This window comes from Pseudomonas laurylsulfatiphila (assembly GCF_002934665.1).
GTDB classification, from domain to species: domain Bacteria; phylum Pseudomonadota; class Gammaproteobacteria; order Pseudomonadales; family Pseudomonadaceae; genus Aquipseudomonas; species Aquipseudomonas laurylsulfatiphila.
Map to the genome: position 1 here is coordinate 1,229,955 of NZ_NIRS01000001.1, position 14,630 is coordinate 1,244,584.

The window sequence follows — 14,630 nt, forward strand, 5'->3', positions numbered from 1 at the left end:
TCAGCCCACCGCCATCAACCCATGCCGCCGATGATGCCCCTCAAGCTGGTCCTTGATCACCCGCAGCACCTTGGCCTCCTGCTCATGGATGAAGAAGTGCCCGCCGGCCAGCATGTCCACCGAGAAACTGCCGCGGGTTTCCTGGCTCCAGCCGATCAATTGCTCGGTGGTGGCGCGGTCGGCCTTGCCGCCGAGCACGTGCACCGGGCACTTGAGCAACGGGCGCTGGATCGGTGCGAAACGCCCGCACAACAGGAAGTCCGCGCGCAGCACCGGCAGGGTCAGGCTCATCAACTCTTCATTGGCCAGGATCTCTTCGCTGGTGCCGTTGAGGGTGCGCAATTGCTCGATCAGTTCGGCATCGGTTTTCGGCTGGGCAAAGCCGCGGTCGTATTCGGCGCGCAAGGTCGGTGCAGCGGTGCCCGAGGCGAACAGTGCGACCGGTTCCGGGTAACCCAGCGAGCGGAACGCGTGGGCCATCTCGCAGGCCAGCAACGCCCCCATGCTATGGCCGAACAACGCATACGGCGCCTTGAGCGTGGCCTTCTGTTCGTGGGCCAGTTGCAGCGCCAGGCGGCGCATGTCGGTGTGCAGGGGCTCGCCATAGCGCGCGCCCCGCCCCGGCAATTCCACCGGTTGCAGCTTGAGCCATTCCGGCAGTTTGCGCCGCCAGCGGCTATAGACCATGGCACTCGCGCCCGAATAGGGCAGGCACAGCAATGTCAGCGGGGTCACCGGGATTTCCTCGAGAGTTGTCTGTATGGAGAACGGATGAGGTGTTCCGGGAATTAGCCATATGAGTAACCCTGTGGGAGCGAGCTTGCTCGCGATAGCGCAGTATCAGTCGACATCATTGGTGTCCGACACGCCGCCATCGCGAGCAAGCTCGCTCCCACAGGGAAATGCCCCACAGGTCGATCTTCATTTCAGATGGCGATAACTCGGGATCGCCGAGCCGAGCACCAGCGCCCCCGCCGCAATCGCCAGCCAGAACCCGCTGCGCGCGCCGAAGGCGTCCACCAGCCAGCCGGAGCCGGCGGCGCCGATCGCTACGCCGATGCTCAGTCCGGTGACCAGCCAGGTCAGGCCTTCGGTGAGTTTGGCCGGCGACACGATCTGTTCCACCAGGGCCATGGCGACGATCAGCGTCGGGGCAAAAAACAGCCCCGCGACAAACACTGCCAGCGACAAGCCGATAATGTTCGCCGCCAGCAACAACGGCAAGGTGGTCACCGCCGTTGCCACGCCGCCGTACAGGAACAGGCGCGCCAGCGGTACTTTCGAACGCAGTGCGCCGAAGGCCAGACCGGCCAGGCACGAGCCGATGGCGTACACCGACAGCACGATGCTCGCCGCCGCCGGTTGACCCTGCTGCTGGGCGAAGGCGACGCTGACCACGTCCACCACGCCGACGATGGTGCCCATGGCGACCATCAACAGCATCAGCAATTGAATGTCGCGCGAGCGAATGATCGAGCCTTGATGGTGATCTTCGTGGGGATGTACCGGCGGCTCCGTGCTGCGCTGCAACACGAACGCGGTGACGCCGACGGCCAGCGCCAGCAAGGCTGCCAATGGCCCGGCCTCGGGAAACGCCACCACACACAGGCCAACGGAAAGCGGCGGCCCGACGATGAAGCAGACTTCATCCAGTACCGATTCCAGGGCGTAGGCAGTCTGCAGCTCGGGGCGACCGCGATACACCTCGGTCCAGCGCGCCCGCACCATCGCCGACATGCTCGGCATGCAACCGGCCAGCGCAGCGAAGACAAACAGCGTCCAGTGCGGCGCCTGCAACCGCGTGCACAGCAACAGCAACAACAGGGCCCCACCGCCGAGCAGCGCCGCCACCGGCAGAATCCGTCCCTGGCCATACCGATCCACCAGCCGCGAGACCTGCGGTGCGCAAAACGCCGTGGCCAGGGCGAACGTCGCCGCCACCGCGCCCGCCAGACCGTAGCCACCCTGCAACTGCGAGAGCATGGTGATCAGGCCGATGCCGGTCATGGAAATCGGCATGCGCGCGAGCATGCCCGCCAGTACGAATGCGCCGCTGCCTGGGGCTTTGAACAACTCGCGATAGGGGTTTGCCATGGGTCAGGTCTCATCAGGGGACTGCACGTTGCCATAACGGCTGATTGCGGGGGAAGCAGCAAATTGTTGATTGAATGTGAAGGCCCCTTCGCGAGCAGGCTCGCTCCCACAGTTGATCGCTGTACGCCGTCCTTTGTGGGAGCGAGCCTGCTCGCGAAGGGGCCAGTACAGACAACGCACGCCCCCGCCAAATGAACTCTCGCCCCCCCAAACCAGTCAGCTACTTAGGCCCCCAGGTTCCCGGAGTTCCGCGACAATGGCTGATCACCCCGAACGCCAAAGCCCCATCGACGCCCACGGCATCATCGGCGACATGCGCAGCGCGGCGCTGGTCAACGACAAGGGCAGCGTGGATTTTTTCTGCTGGCCGGAGTTCGACAGCCCGTCGATCTTCTGCTCGCTACTGGACACCCCCGAGGCGGGGATTTTCCAGTTGTCGCCGGACTTGCCCGACGCCCGCCGCGAACAGATTTACCTGCCCGACACCAACGTGCTGCAAACCCGCTGGCTCAGTGACCGAGCGGTAGTCGAGGTCACCGACCTGCTGCCCGTCGGCGACACCGAAGACGACCTGCCACTGCTGATGCGGCGGATCCGCGTGGTCAGCGGCCGCGCCACCTTCCACATGCGTTGCGCCGTGCGCCATGACTACGCCCGCGCCAGCACCCGCGCGAGCATGGATAAGGATGACGTGATCTTCGAGGCTGCCGACCAGCCGTCCCTGCGACTGCGCGCCGATCAAGCCATGCACATTGATGCCAATGGGGCGGTCGCGCAGTTCACCCTTGAGCAAGACCAGACCGCCCAGTTCCTGCTCGGTGCGCCTGGCGACCCACGCTTCAAGGAGGGTGCCGCCGATCTGTGCCTGATGCGCACCCTGAAGTTCTGGCGCGACTGGATCGGCCAGTCCAGCTACCGCGGGCGCTGGCGCGAAATGGTCAACCGCTCGGCCCTGGCAATGAAGCTGCTGACCTCGCGCAAGCACGGCGCCATTCTCGCCGCGGCGACTTTCGGCCTCCCGGAAAGCCCCGGTGGCGAGCGCAACTGGGACTATCGCTTCACCTGGATCCGCGACGCTTCGTTCACGGTCTATGCGTTCATGCGCCTGGGCTTCGTCGAAGAGGCCAACGCCTACATGCGCTGGTTGCGCGGGCGGGTCAGCGACTGTCAGGGCAAGCCGATGAAACTCAACATCCTGTATGCCATCGACGGTCGCCAGGAGTTGCCGGAGATCGAGCTGACGCACCTGTCCGGTCATGGTGGCGCACAACCGGTGCGCATCGGCAACCAGGCGTACGAGCAGGTCCAGCTCGACATCTTTGGCGAGCTGATGGACGCGATTTACCTGGTCAACAAGTACGGCGAAGCCATCTCCCATGAAGGCTGGAAACACACGGTGGAAGTCATCGACCAGGTCTGCGAAACCTGGGAGCAAAAGGACGTCGGTATCTGGGAAATGCGCGGCGAGCAGTATCATTTCCTGCATTCACGGCTGATGTGCTGGGTCGCCCTGGACCGCGCCATCCGCCTCGCGTCCAAACGCTCGCTGCCCGCCCCGTTCGCCCGCTGGGACCAGACCCGCCAGGCGATCCATGCCGACATCTGGGAGAACTTCTGGAATGAAGAGCACGGGCATTTCGTCCAGCACATCGGCGGCACCGGCCTGGACGGTTCGATGCTGCTGATGCCGCTGGTGCGCTTTGTCAGCGCCCGCGACCCGCGCTGGCTGGCGACCCTGCAAGCCATCGAAAGGAGCCTGGTGCGCGACGGCATGATCTACCGCTACCGCAACGACGACAGCCGGATCGACGGCCTGCCCGGCAGCGAAGGCGCCTTCGCCGCCTGCTCGTTCTGGTACGTCGAATGCCTGGCCCGCGCCGGCCAGCTCGACAAGGCCCACCTGGAGTTCGAACAGTTGCTCAGGTACGCCAACCCGCTGGGGTTGTATGCCGAAGAGTTCGACAGCCATGGGCGGCACATGGGCAACACACCGCAGGCGCTGACGCATCTGGCGTTGATCAGTGCGGCGTGTTTTCTGGACCGCAGGTTGAGTGGGGAGAAGGTTGTTTGGCAGCCGTAAGTACGGATCAAACAATGTTCGAGTTCAGGCAGTAAGTGACTCAAGGCACTACTGGATCTACTCCAGCACTGACCGAAAACCGCTCCCGGTAAGCCTGCGGTGTCACTCCCATGGCCCGCAGGAAGCTGCGGCGCAGGGTTTCTTCGCTGCCGAAGCCGCATTGCACCGCCAGCCGTTTGATCGGCACACCGGTATCGCTGAGCAGGCGCCGCGCGGTTTCGACGCGGATCAGTTCGATGGCCCGGGCGGGGGTCTGGCCGGTGTCTGCGCGGTAGTGGCGCACGAAGCTGCGTTCGCTCATGCCGGCCTGCAAGGCCAGGGTCGGGATGCCAAGGTCCTTGGTCAGGTTTTCGCTGATCCAGGCGTGAAGTTCGTCGAATCGCTTACCTTCCTGTTGCAGGGACAGGGTCACGCTGAATTGCGACTGGCCACCCGGACGCTTGAGAAACACCACCAGTTGCCGGGCGACTTCCAGGGCCATGTTGCGTCCCAGGTCTTGTTCGACCATGGCCAGCGCAAGGTCGATGCCGGCCGTCACTCCGGCCGAGGTCCAGACCGGGCCGTCGTTGATGAAGATCGGGTTGGGTTCGACCTGCAAGCGCGGGTGCTGTTGCGCCAGTTGCTCGCAGCGGGTCCAGTGGGTGACCACGCGCCGGCCATCGAGCCAGCCGCTGGCCGCCAGCAGAAACGCACCGGTACACACCGAGGAAACCCGTCGGCAGCCACGGGCATGCTCGCGCACCCAGGCGACCAACGACGCATCTTGCGCCGCCGCGTAGACGCCCCAGCCACCGGCGATTATCAGGGTGTCAGTGCCGTCATCCGGTAAGGGTTCGGCCAACAGCGCCAGGCCCGCCGACGACATCACCGCCCCGCCGCCGCCGGCAATCACCGTCGGCGCGTAGGGTGGCGGCAGGCCTTGCTGACGGGCAATGTCGTTGGCCGAGGCGAATACCTGCAACGGCCCGGTGACGTCGAGCAATTGCACGTTGGCGAACGCGAGTACATGAATGGTTTTCGACATTTGGCGTAATTCGTGGGGATATTGGCGTATACGCCAAATCCTACGAGCCTACAGTCAAACCGTCCACCCACTTCACGAGAAAAACACCATGACGTTGCAGATCGGCTTTCTGTTGTTTCCACAGGTTCAGCAACTGGACCTGACCGGCCCTTATGACGTACTGGCCTCGCTGCCGGATGTGAAAGTGCATCTGATCTGGAAGGACCTGATGCCGGTCACCGCCAGCACCGGCCTGCTGTTGAAACCGACGACCACCTTCGAGGACTGCCCGGCACTGGACGTGATCTGCGTACCCGGTGGCAGCGGCGTCGGGCCGTTGATGGAAGATGACCAGACCCTGGACTTCCTCAAGGCCCAGGCCGCCAACGCCCGGTACATCACGTCGGTGTGCACCGGCGCACTGGTGCTAGGCGCGGCGGGATTGCTCAAGGGCAAACGCGCCACCACTCACTGGGCCTATCACGAGTTGCTCAAGCCGCTGGGCGCAATCCCGGTAAAGGACCGGGTGGTTCGCGACGGCCATCTGTTGACCGGTGGCGGAATCACCGCCGGTATCGACTTCGCCCTGACCCTGGCCGCCGAGCTGTTCGACCCGGCCACCGCCGAGTTGGTGCAGTTGCAACTGGAATACGCTCCGGCTCCGCCGTTTACGGCGGGCAGCCCCGAGACGGCGCCGGCCAGTGTGCTGGAGGAGGCTCGCCAGCGGGCTGCCGGCTCATTGAAGCTGCGGGCGGAAATCACCGAGCGCGCGGCGGCGAAACTCGACCGTCAGTAAAAAGTGGCGGCAGGAACGCACTTTCTGCCGCCCCGGCTTTTCCTGCGGCCACAAAAAAACCCGCCGAAGCGGGTTTTTCCAAGACCATGACGACTCCTTGTCGCAGCGTTCCTTGCATATGGTCGATCATCCGTGATCCTGAGCACATCCTGTGCTTCAGTGGGTGAGGCCAGAATACGCATCGGATCCAATTTGTAACAGGCGATATCGCTACCATCGCGTGTAAGACATTCGCTATAAGCCACCTTCCGAAAACCCTTAGGCGCCTCAGGTGCCTGGCCTGGAAGCCGCGAGTTTAAAGGCCTCCAGCTGACTTTCGACGGCCAGGCTCTGGTCAGTCACCCTGAAGCTCGTGGGCCTTGGCCTTTTCCACAAGAAACTGTTCGATGTTGCTCATCTGCTCATCCCAACCACGGCTGTCCATCCGGAACGCCTTGAGGCGACGATGCTGGGGAATGTGGTCGAAACCCGACTCGGACACCTTGAGAAGCGTGCCGTCATCCATGTCTTCAAGCTCGAACTTCACCAGGGTAGTGGGTTCCTGGGAGTAATCGAACTCCGGCTCTACCGCATAAGGGTGCCAGCGAAACGAAAACAGCCGTTCCGGCTCGACCCGCTCCACCAGTACATTCCAGCGCAAATGCTCATAACCGGGGTAGGTAATCTGCCCCTGGGTCCACTCGCCTGCCACAAAACGCTTGCCTTGCAGCGCCACGCCAAACCACTGTCCGAACTCTTCGGCATTGGCCAGCACGCGCCAGACCTGCGAACGCTTGGCCTTGAGCAGGATTTTCCTTTCGATGCGATCAGATGCTGGGTTCATAAGTCACCTCCTGTACTTGAACAGTAGGCCAGTAAGACCACAAGACCAACCCTAAAGTTGTACCAATCGGGATGCGCAATCAACCATGCCTGAGATATTCGGTTGCATTTGCGGGGATAAATTCTGGGGCAATCACAAAGTCAGAGGTCGAAACTGCTAACGTTCTCCCTCCAGATCGCCCCACGAAAGGAGTCGTCCATGAAAAACCTGCGCGGCAGTTGCCTGTGTAAAACCATCGAATACCAACTCGATAGCCTCGACATGCCCATCAGCCACTGCCATTGCCAGACCTGCCGCAAGGCTCACGCGGCAGCGTTTGCATCGACCGCCGGGGTCATGCGCGAGCACTTTCGCTGGATCAAAGGCCAGGATCGCCTGAGCCGCTACGAATCGTCACCGGGAAAGTTTCGATATTTCTGTTCGGTCTGCGGTTCACACCTGATGGCCGAACGGCCGGCCCAGCCACACGTGATTGTTCGTGTGGCGACACTGGATGCAGATCCGCAGATGACGCCCCAAGCGCATATCTGGACGTCTCATGATGTGCCATGGCTTGAATACCAATCGGTGGACAAGCATGCGCAGTGGCAAGCGTAGCGGGCTGAATCCGTCACACGGCTACACTGCACCTCAACATTCGGTCACAGCGAGTAATCCGGCATGAACCCACGCTTACTATTGGCATTGACGCCCCTGCTGTTCACCTCCATGGCTGTCGCCGTGGACTGCGACAACGCCAGCAACCAGGCGACGATGAACCAGTGCGCGGCACAGCAGAATGCGGCCGCCGACAAGGAATTGAATGCGCTGTACCAGCAGATCACTTCGCGATTCAAGGGCAACCCGGACAACAAGAAACTGCTGGTGGGTGCGCAGCGGGCGTGGGTTGCGTTCCGCGATGCCGAGTGCAAGTTCTCGGCGTCCGGGGTGGAAGGCGGGAGTGTGTATCCGCTGATCTACAGCAATTGCGTGACGGAATTGACCAAGGCGCGGGTGCAGACGTTCAAGAACTACCTGAAGTGCCAGGAGGGGGATATGAGTTGTCCGGTGCCAGGGGGCTGAGATTTTCAGTGTTTTTGCGGGCCTCTTCGCTGGCAAGCCAGCTCCTACAGTAGATCGTCAGTAGACAGGGATCCATTGTAGGAGCCGGCTTGCCGGCGATGGCGTCCTTTCAGTCGCCGCAATTACCGGACAAATATCTGCGCCGTGGTAATCGCCATGTCCCCGCCCGGCAATTTGATGCTGCCCGTCTGTTTCAGGCTGTCGGCATCGAAGATCGCCACGTCGTTGAACGTCCCGGCCAGGTAGATCTTGCTGCCGTCCTTGTTGAAGGAAATGCAGTAGTAGGAGTGATCAAGCGTCGCCGCCTGGAGCATTTTCTTCTCCTTGATGTCGTACTTGGCCAGGCGATTGAGCACGCCGAACATCAGGTTCGGGTCCTTGGGCGAGCGCATGCCGCTGAAATAGATTTCCGTCAGTGGCCCGAAGTCGGTGGTTTCAGTCTTGCCGGTTTTCAGGTCGACGCTGAACAGGCCGTACAGGTATTCGGCGGTGGCCGGGTCCTGCTTCTTGTCCTTGAATTTCGCGGCGGTGTAGAGCAGCGAGAAATCATGCCGGTAGGTCTGCTGGTTCCACACGTAGAGCACGTCCGGCGCGCTGTAGTTCGGGCGTTTCCAGTGACGGCTGGGGATCAGCACGTCGAACTTGCCGGTCTGCACATTGACCTTGTAGACGTCCGCCCCCGCCACATACAAGGTGCCGTCGTCGCCACTCTGCATGATGGTCAGCTGCCGCGGCGCCGGGAAGCTGCGCACCGGTTTGGCATCCATCCCGGCGTCGGTCGAGTACACGTCCAGCCGAGGCTGCTGCACTTCGTAGCGGTCGTTCATCATCAGCGTCGGGTTGGCGATGGTGAACAGCTCCTTGCCGTCGTGGCTGAGGGTGAAGGCGAACATCGACTTGGCTTTCTCCCCCGGCTTCTGGGTGATGCTGGCGTGGAACACCTGTTTGCAGCTGTCCAGTTCGACGCCGTAGACATCCGCGTAGTGGTTGTTCAGCACGTAGGCGGTCTTGCGGTCCGGCGACAACTGCACGGTGCCGGGGCCGAAGGCGTCGGGCATCTTGCAGGTCTTGTACAAGGTGTCGGTGGCCAAGTCGATCACGTGCAGGTTGTTGGGGTAGTTGGTGGTCAACATGTATTCGTGACCGTCTTGCAACGCGGTGTTTTCATCGGCCAGGACACTGACCGAACAACTGCTCAGGACGGCAAACGCGGCCAGGCCGCAGGCTTTGATGCTGTGCATGCTGGAATCCTTCTTGTTATACGCTGCTTTCAAGGGCATCACTTGTCCTTGGGGAAGACAGTGCCGAGGTTGCGCCAGTTTTCGTTGGACGCCTGGGCATCCTTGTTCCAGTCCGGGTAGGTGCTCATCATGTCGGGCACCTGGGCCGGCCACCAGCACGGGTCGGAGCACCCGTAGAGGTCGGCCTCCATCGGCTGGCACAGTGACGACACACCGCCAAACGCATCGATTTCCCAGCCCGGGTCGGTGGTCGAGGCACAGCCCGCCACGGAGCTCATGGCCACCACTTCCTCAATGCGGTTCTCGTCCGCGGCCTGATCCAGCTTCAACGCTTTGTTATTGATTGCCTTGAGATGTTTCATATCAGTGAGCCTTGCGCGGAGTGATGTAACTGCTGATGAACGCAGGGTTATGGGCCATGATCCGGGTGTAGACCTCGATGCCGAAGTCGACCCAGTCACGCATCAGTTCGCAGTAGTGATAGGTCGGGTGCGTCGGGTCGCCGTAGCGGGCGTAGCTCTCGTGGTAGCAACCGCCGGAGCACAGGTTGCGGATCTGACAGTCTTCGCAGCCGGTGTTGGTGCGGTCCAGGCGCTGGGACAGGAAGTCGTTCAACTCCACCTGCTTGACACCGCTGTGCACGTTGCCGAAGGTCGGCAGGCTCGAACCGGTAAAGCGGTGGCACAGGTTCAGCTCGCCCTTGTGATCGACCGCCAGCATCTTCAGGCCCGCGCCGCACGGCAGGGCCTTTTTGTGGCCTTCGTGGATGTCGGTGATCAACTGGTGCAGGTTGGAGAAACCGATGTTGCGGTGCTCCAGCGCCGCTTCCAGGTAACGCCGACCGAGGCGTTTCATACTGGCGAAGACTTCGATCAACTCGTCGCTGGTCAGGTTGAACGTGCTGATGTCGCCAGACGTCACCGGGGCAAAGCCGACTTCGGCGAAACCCAGCTCGTTGAACAGGTGATCCCAGATGGTTTCAACGTCGGTCACGCCGGTGGTCAGGGTCACCCGCGCGCCCACCGGACGGCTGTTGTAGCGCGACAGCAGCATCTCGGCCTTGCGCCGCACCACGTCATAGGTGCCCTGCCCGCCCACGGTGATGCGGTTGCGGTCGTGCACGGTCTTCGGCCCGTCGATGCTCACCGACAGCCCGAAACGGTGGGCGTTGAGGTAGTCCACGGTTTCTTCGGTGAGCAGCGTGGCGTTGGTGGTCATGACGAATTCGACGAATTTGCCGGCCTCGCGAAAACGCTTCTCACAGTAATCGACCATGTACTCGATCAGCTTGCGGTTGCTCAGCGGTTCGCCGCCGAAGAACACCACGGTGAAACGCTCTTCATCCGGGGATTCGCGCAGCAGCATTTCCACCGAGGCGATGGCCGTTTCGACGTCCATTTTCTTGCCCGCCGACGGCTTGTCGAGGTCTTCCTTGTAGCAGTAGGTGCAGCTCAGGTTGCAGCCGGTATTGACGTTGAGCACCACGGTGTTGATCGCCGTGCGCTCGACCCGTTTGGTGGCGATGTCCGGGGTCAGCGGCGAGCCGTCGCTGACCAGTTCCAGGGCCATCAGCTCGCGCAGGGTCTCGGTGATCTCCTCGCCATTGAAACGCGCGGCCAGGCGCTGGATCAGGTCGTCCGAGGAGCAGCCGGGACCGCGCAGGGTATCGATGATGGTGCCCGTCAGTTCATCGCTGGCGAACAGCGAACTGCTGGGAATGTGAAACAGCATGCGGTCGGCATCGACCTGCACTTCGTGCAGGTTGCGTTCGACCAGATTCAAGATAGCGCCCATTGCAAACCTCCTGTGCAGGCCCCGGTTTGCGGGGCTTGCGGTCATTCCGAAAAAGTGTCTGAAACCGTTTTGGTCAGCCAAGCTCAGGTTTCAACATCACGGAATGGGTGGATTGTTCCAGCGTTGCACGGTCACGATCATGTGGCCTTCGCCGGTCAGGGATTTCCCTGCGTCGTCGACGGCGGCGATCACCTTGAGGTTGCCGGCATTGTTGGTGGACATCTTGCGTGCCGGGTTCGGCCCGGCATCGCCCGGTGTGAACACGCCCGCGTCAGCCCGCATGGTGCCGGCGAACTTGACGTCTTCGTCTTCCTTGGCGCGATCGTCGAAGGCTTCGACCTTCCATTGCGCCGGGAACACGCCGATGCGATACGGCTTGCCATCGGCGCCCTTGCCCCAGGCTTCCGCGTCGAATCGGCCCTGGACCTTCGGCGTCGAACCGCCACCCTCGCCAATCCGTGCCACCGAGAATTCAGGCACGACCTTGACTGCATCGATCTTGCTGTACACCGACAGGCTCGGGCCTTTCAGCGTACCGACGGTGACTGCACGCGCGCCCGGCTGGGCATTGGCGGCGGCCTTGAGCTTGACCTTGATCTGCTCCGGACTCTGCGAGACGACTTCGACCACTTCCACGCCTTTGCCGAAGTTCGGCTTGCCGGAAAGACCGCTGCCGATCAGGGTCACTTCGGTTTCGCTGCCGGCTTTCACGTAGCCCGGTTGCACCGCCAGCAAACGCTGGGAACCCTGTTTGGCGGCGACGAAGTCCAGGCCGCGCTCGTCGTGTTCGGCCTCGAACATGCGGCCCTGCATGGCATTGCCTTGCGCGGCGAACACCTGGCGCATGGTCACGCCATCGATGGTCACGTTGCCGCGCCATTCATAGCCGGTGTAGAGAATCGCGCTGCCGTCACCATTGAACGGGCTGCCGTCGGCGTACTGGCCCTTGACGCTGACCTTGAAGGTGTCGCTGCCATCGGCGGTTACGCTCATGACACCGGCCAGTTCACCTTTGCCCGGCAAGTGACCGCTGAAGCTCCAGTCACCCGCCAGCGCCTCGCTTTTCGGTGCAGCGCTCTGCCATTTTTTCCAGGCCGGGTTGTCCAGCGGATAACGCTTGGCCAGCAGCGGCACCATCTCTTTGCGGGCCAGATCGAACCAGTCGCGGTCGCGGGCAAGCGCCTGGTATTCCAGCGACGGCCATTGGCCGAGGTGGAAGTTCACCAGGCGTTCCCATTCCTGGGCAGGACGCCGTTGCAGGGCCACCCGCGCACCGGAGTGGCAGCGACCGCACATCTGGCTGGTCTGGTCATCGAAATTCTCGACGGTGTTGAGCCGGCGCTCCAGCGCATAGCGCACGCCGTCGGTTTCGCTCGGCGCCAGGCCCTGGGTGTCGGCCAGGTATTTGACCAGCGTGCGACGGTCGTCGTCGCTGATCTGCAAACCGTGCATGGTCTGCATCCGGGCAATGCTCATCAGCCAGCCTTCCGGCGTCTTGCGCTGGTGACTGATGCGGCTCAGGCCGTTATCGGCTTCGGGGGTATGACAGCCCTGACAGGTTTCCTTGAGGATGGTCTGGGCGTCGCGGGCTGCCAGGCTATGAGGCGAATGCAGCGCTACACAAGCGGCTACGGCCAGCAGGCTGGCGCTCATGCCTGATCGGAGTTTTCTCTTCATCAACGTCGAACCTCGCACGGTGCGTTCTTATTGTTGTGGCTATCGTTTTTATGGTTTCTGCCGTCGGCGGTGAACCGCTGGCGGAGGCAAGAGAAACGTCTGCGATGAGCAATACACGGAGCGTGCCAGCTTATGAATACCTCAATGAATCAATGATTTGCCGGAATCAACAGGGGTTTTGCCAGTCATGCCATCGCGGCAACACGTTCAATTTCGCGACAACTGTTGCACTCTGAGACGAGCATAGGTGAGCCTGCGGAGGGCGGATGACCTTCTATCAATTCGCTCGTTTTTTGTAGGAGCTGACTTGCCAGCGATGGACTCCCAGGCAACGCAATCACCCTGCAAGAACGCGTCATCGTTAACGACCATCGCTGGCAAGCCAGCTCCTACGGGGTGCTGCGAGTGTGTCAGTGGCGTCTCAGTTTGCGACAGTCCAGCACTCGCTCATGCGCTGCTTTTTCCGCCGAAGCCTGCTGACGCGGCGCTTTCGGCAAACTGGCACAGCCATTGCGAAAGACCTCGCCACACGAACAAGACGAGGTTTCATCATGTCGCTCCCAAACCTGCTTCCCGCCACTTCGGCATTCATCCAGCGCGCCCCGCGCATGCTCATCGGCGGCGACTGGGTCGAGGCCGCCGACAGCCAGACCATGCCCCTGCACAATCCGGCCACCGGTGAAGTGCTGTGCGTGGTGCCACGGGCAACGCCGGAGGATGTCGATCGTGCGGTACTTGCCGCGCGCCAGGCATTCGACGATTCGTCCTGGACCCGCACCCGCCCCCGGGAGCGGCAGAACCTGTTGTGGAAACTCGCCGACCTGATGCAGCGCGACGCCGAACTGCTGGCGCAACTGGAATGCCTGAACAACGGTAAGAGCGCGGCCGTGGCCCAGGTGATGGATGTGCAACTGGCCATCGACTTCCTGCGTTACATGGCCGGCTGGGCGACCAAGATCGAAGGCTCGACGGTTGACGTGTCGGCACCGCTGATGCCCGACGATCAGTTCCACAGCTTCATCCGTCGTGAAGCGGTGGGCGTGGTCGGTGCCATCGTTGCCTGGAACTTCCCGCTGCTGCTGGCCTGCTGGAAACTCGGCCCGGCCCTGGCCACCGGTTGCACGGTTGTACTCAAACCGGCCGATGAAACCCCGCTGACCGCACTGAAACTCGCCGAGCTGGTGCTGGAGGCCGGTTATCCCGAAGGCGTGTTCAACGTGGTCACCGGCACCGGCATCACCGCAGGCTCCGCCCTGACCCACAACCCGCTGGTGGACAAGCTGACCTTCACCGGCTCCACCGCGGTGGGCAAGCAGATCGGCAAGATCGCCATGGACTCCATGACCCGGGTCACCCTGGAACTGGGCGGCAAGTCGCCGACCATCGTCATGGCCGACGCCGACCTGAAAACCGCCGCGGCCGGGGCTGCCAGTGCGATTTTCTTCAACCAGGGCCAGGTCTGCTGCGCAGGTTCGCGGCTGTATGTGCAGCGCAAGCATTTCGACAATGTGGTGGCGGACATCGCTGGAATCGCCAACGCGATGAAACTCGGCAACGGCCTGGACCCGAGCGTTGACATGGGACCGTTGATCTCGGCGCGCCAGCAGGAGCGCGTTTACGGGTACATCGAGAAGGGCCGGGAAAGCGGCGCGACCATCGCCTGCGGGGGCGAACAATTCGGGCCGGGGTTCTTCGTCAAGCCGACGGTGATTGTCGATGTCGATCAGAAGCACTCATTGGTGCAGGAAGAAATCTTCGGCCCGGTGCTGGTGGCGATTCCGTTCGACGACGAAGCCGATGCCCTGCGCATGGCCAATGACAGCCCCTACGGCCTGGGGGCGAGCATCTGGTCGAATGATCTGGCGGCGGTGCACCGGATGATTCCGCGCATCAAGTCGGGATCGGTGTGGGTCAACTGCCACAGCGCACTGGACCCGGCGTTGCCGTTCGGCGGCTACAAGATGTCCGGGGTCGGGCGTGAGATGGGGTATGCGGCGATCGAGCATTACACCGAGTTGAAGTCGGTGTTGATCAAACTTTGATAGTCGGCGCTCTTTAGG

At 62.2% G+C, this 14,630-nt stretch carries 13 protein-coding genes; 5 read left to right on the plus strand and 8 right to left on the minus strand.

The genetic code is table 11. The annotated features are described in order from the left end of the window. Positions 1–735: a thioesterase II family protein gene (locus tag CD175_RS05615; RefSeq protein WP_104448008.1), complete on the minus strand. Its 735-nt coding sequence runs from the start codon at positions 733–735 to the stop codon at positions 1–3. A 186-nt stretch (positions 736–921) separates the two neighbouring features. Further along, positions 922–2,094 carry an MFS transporter gene (locus tag CD175_RS05620; RefSeq protein ID WP_104448009.1) on the minus strand — a complete coding sequence of 391 codons (1,173 nt, stop codon included), beginning with the start codon at positions 2,092–2,094 and terminating at the stop codon, positions 922–924. A 256-nt stretch (positions 2,095–2,350) separates the two neighbouring features. Here CD175_RS05620 and CD175_RS05625 point away from each other — a divergent pair, with 256 nt between their 5' ends. Further along, complete coding sequence (locus tag CD175_RS05625) at positions 2,351–4,174, plus strand: glycoside hydrolase family 15 protein (RefSeq protein WP_104448010.1); 1,824 nt, start codon at positions 2,351–2,353, stop codon at positions 4,172–4,174. Positions 4,175–4,214: 40 nt separating this feature from the next. Here the strand turns inward: CD175_RS05625 and CD175_RS05630 are convergent, their stop codons facing one another. Continuing rightward, positions 4,215–5,198, minus strand: coding sequence for a GlxA family transcriptional regulator (locus CD175_RS05630; RefSeq protein WP_104448011.1), 984 nt, complete (start codon positions 5,196–5,198; stop codon positions 4,215–4,217). Between the two features lie 88 nt (positions 5,199–5,286). Between CD175_RS05630 and inhA the strand changes: the two genes are divergently transcribed. Further along, positions 5,287–5,973 (plus strand): isonitrile hydratase, encoded by a 687-nt coding sequence (gene inhA / locus CD175_RS05635; RefSeq protein ID WP_104448012.1) that lies wholly within the window; start codon positions 5,287–5,289, stop codon positions 5,971–5,973. Between the two features lie 334 nt (positions 5,974–6,307). Here the strand turns inward: inhA and CD175_RS05640 are convergent, their stop codons facing one another. Beyond that, the gene (locus CD175_RS05640) at positions 6,308–6,796 is read right to left on the minus strand and encodes an SRPBCC family protein (RefSeq protein WP_104448013.1); all 489 of its coding nucleotides are present in this window, start codon (positions 6,794–6,796) and stop codon (positions 6,308–6,310) included. Positions 6,797–6,994: 198 nt separating this feature from the next. On the opposite strand from CD175_RS05640, the gene CD175_RS05645 reads away from it, so the two are divergent. Beyond that, positions 6,995–7,393: a GFA family protein gene (locus CD175_RS05645; protein ID WP_104448014.1), complete on the plus strand. Its 399-nt coding sequence runs from the start codon at positions 6,995–6,997 to the stop codon at positions 7,391–7,393. Positions 7,394–7,456: 63 nt separating this feature from the next. Next, positions 7,457–7,858, plus strand: coding sequence for a lysozyme inhibitor LprI family protein (locus tag CD175_RS05650; RefSeq protein ID WP_104448015.1), 402 nt, complete (start codon positions 7,457–7,459; stop codon positions 7,856–7,858). Between the two features lie 122 nt (positions 7,859–7,980). Here CD175_RS05650 and peaD read toward each other — a convergent pair whose 3' ends face one another. The 4 genes from peaD to peaA all read right to left on the minus strand — a co-directional run bounded on the left by peaD (position 7,981) and on the right by peaA (position 12,570). After that, on the minus strand, positions 7,981–9,099 hold the full coding sequence (peaD, locus tag CD175_RS05655; RefSeq protein ID WP_104448083.1) for a quinohemoprotein amine dehydrogenase subunit beta: 1,119 nt from the start codon (positions 9,097–9,099) through the stop codon (positions 7,981–7,983). A 38-nt stretch (positions 9,100–9,137) separates the two neighbouring features. Beyond that, entirely contained in the window at positions 9,138–9,461 is a 324-nt protein-coding gene (gene qhpC, locus CD175_RS05660) for a quinohemoprotein amine dehydrogenase subunit gamma (RefSeq protein WP_007971075.1), read from the minus strand. A gap of 1 nt (position 9,462) precedes the next feature. Beyond that, positions 9,463–10,893, minus strand: a complete 1,431-nt coding sequence (gene peaB, locus CD175_RS05665) for a quinohemoprotein amine dehydrogenase maturation protein (protein ID WP_104448016.1) — start codon at positions 10,891–10,893, stop codon at positions 9,463–9,465. 96 nt (positions 10,894–10,989) lie between these two features. Continuing rightward, positions 10,990–12,570 carry a quinohemoprotein amine dehydrogenase subunit alpha gene (peaA, locus tag CD175_RS05670; protein ID WP_104448017.1) on the minus strand — a complete coding sequence of 527 codons (1,581 nt, stop codon included), beginning with the start codon at positions 12,568–12,570 and terminating at the stop codon, positions 10,990–10,992. A gap of 551 nt (positions 12,571–13,121) precedes the next feature. Between peaA and CD175_RS05675 the strand changes: the two genes are divergently transcribed. Continuing rightward, positions 13,122–14,612: an aldehyde dehydrogenase family protein gene (locus CD175_RS05675; RefSeq protein ID WP_104448018.1), complete on the plus strand. Its 1,491-nt coding sequence runs from the start codon at positions 13,122–13,124 to the stop codon at positions 14,610–14,612. The last annotated feature ends 18 nt before the right edge of the window (positions 14,613–14,630 follow it).